Below are 1938 nucleotides of genomic sequence, written 5' to 3'. Positions count from 1 at the left end.
GAACGACAGTCGGCGGCACCGTCGGACAGTGGATTCAGCAGGCGCTGCAGGTGCTGCAGCAGATGGGGTACGACATCAGCAAGATCGACCCCGAAGCCATCGCGATCATCATTCAGAACGAATCCAGTGGTAATCCGAACGCCATGAACCTGACGGACAGCAACGCCGACAACGGGACTCCGTCGATCGGCTTGATGCAGACCATCGGGCCGACCTTCAATCAGTGGGCAGTGCAGGGGCACACCAATATTCGCAACCCCGTCGACAACATCATCGCTGGCGTCCGCTATGCCATCAATCGGTACGGATCGGTACAGAACGTGCCGGGTGTCGTCGCGGTCCGCAACGGTCGAGCGTACGAGCCGTACTGATGCCACCGGATCGGGAAGTGCCGGAACCGAGTGTCGACGATGCCCGGGACGCCCGCGCTGGGATCACAACGTCCGAGCCGCGCCGCAACCCTGCCGCCCCGGCCCGGGGCGGTCTGGTGCGCATGCCGCCGTTGCAGTCGGCCGGTGCGGCTACCGCCGCCACCTCTAGTTCGGCAGCCGCCGCAGTGCGCGGCCAATCGACGAGTCCTGTGTCCGGATTATCCACTCCGACAAGCACTTCGGCCGTCGGCGGCGGATCGGACCTGGCTGCCGCCGCAGCCGGTGCCGGTCCGTTGGCGGCCGCGGCGATGGGCGCGCTCGCATCGATCTCGGCCCAATATGGTGACGGCATGCCAACGTCCAGCACCGGCCAGCCGAATGCGCCGCCGCTGGTCGGCAATGGAGCGCCCACCGGACCGGTGCGCTGGGATGGCGCTTTCGGTTCCCAGTATTCGGCCAGCAGTCAGAACAGGTCCCAACAGAACGACGCGCTGGGCAACCTGAACGCCGAACTCGGTCGAATTCTCGGCGGTGCCGCCGCCGACACCATCCAGGGGCGGGCGGCGATCGCCTCGATCATCGCCGAGGCCGATGCCGCGTTGACCGCGCTCGGTGCGGTCGGAAATTCCGCAGCGACCCAGCGTCAGGTGATGGTCGCACTCGGTGATGCCCTGCAGCGGGCCGGAGCGGTGCTCGGGAACGGGCAGTCGGCCGCGGCCGTCTCGGCCGAACAGGTTGCCGCACTGGCCAATCGGTACGTCCAGGACTCCGGGCGATCCAGACCGCAGGTATATTCGCGCGCCGCCAGCGGCGGGCCGCCGAGCGCGCAGCCCAGTGGTGAAGTGGGGCAATGGATCAACTCGGCCCTGCAGATCCTGCGCCAGAACGGCTATGACGTCAGCCAGATCAATCCCGCCGATATCGCGGCGATCATCCAGCACGAATCCGCGGGCAATCCACACGCCATCAATGGCTGGGACAGTAATGCCGCGGCCGGACATCCCTCCAAAGGGCTGATGCAGACCATCGATTCCACCTTCAATGCTCACGCCCTACCCGGACATCGCGATATCTGGAATCCCGTCGACAACATCATCGCCGGGGTGCGATACGCGATCGATCGCTACGGCTCGGTGGCCAATGTGCCCGGCATCGTGAAGTTGCACCACGGCGGCGCGTATGTGGGCTACTGAAGCCGCGGTGGATTCGGATCAGCTCCACCGACTGGCGTGATAGCTGCTCGGGAGATTGATCACGCGGACATTCAGACCGGTGCGCGGCGCTTCGACGCATTGCCCGTTGCCGATATACATCATGACGTGGCCCGGGTTGCCGTTGTTGAATTCGGAATCCGGGAAGATCAGATCACCGGGACGGATGTCGGCGGGGTTGACCTTGGGGAGCTGACGGTACTGGTCCGCGGCCACTCGTGGAATATTGACTCCGGCGGCCCTGGCCGCATATTGCATGAGTCCGGAGCAGTCGAACGAATTGGGACCTTCCGCGCCCCACACATACGGATCGCCCTGCTGGGCCATCGCCACGGAAACGGCCTGCTGTGCCGCCG

Annotated in this window: 3 protein-coding genes; 2 read left to right on the top strand and 1 reads right to left on the bottom strand. The window is 65.4% G+C overall.

The annotated features are described in order from the left end of the window. Positions 1–371: transglycosylase SLT domain-containing protein (locus NP3_RS45940; RefSeq protein ID WP_157125023.1), on the top strand; the 371-nt coding region annotated here is incomplete at its 5' end. A 17-nt stretch (positions 372–388) separates the two neighbouring features. Next, on the top strand, positions 389–1564 hold the full coding sequence (locus NP3_RS45935; RefSeq protein WP_245721402.1) for a transglycosylase SLT domain-containing protein: 1176 nt from the start codon (positions 389–391) through the stop codon (positions 1562–1564). Positions 1565–1582: 18 nt separating this feature from the next. On the opposite strand, the gene NP3_RS45930 is transcribed toward NP3_RS45935, so the two are convergent. Beyond that, positions 1583–1938 (bottom strand): C40 family peptidase (locus tag NP3_RS45930; RefSeq protein ID WP_169814699.1); only part of this gene is annotated, 356 nt, incomplete at its 5' end.

This window comes from Nocardia pseudovaccinii NBRC 100343, assembly GCF_001613225.1.
Taxonomy (GTDB): domain Bacteria; phylum Actinomycetota; class Actinomycetes; order Mycobacteriales; family Mycobacteriaceae; genus Nocardia; species Nocardia pseudovaccinii.
This window is presented reverse-complemented; position numbering and strand designations above follow the sequence as displayed.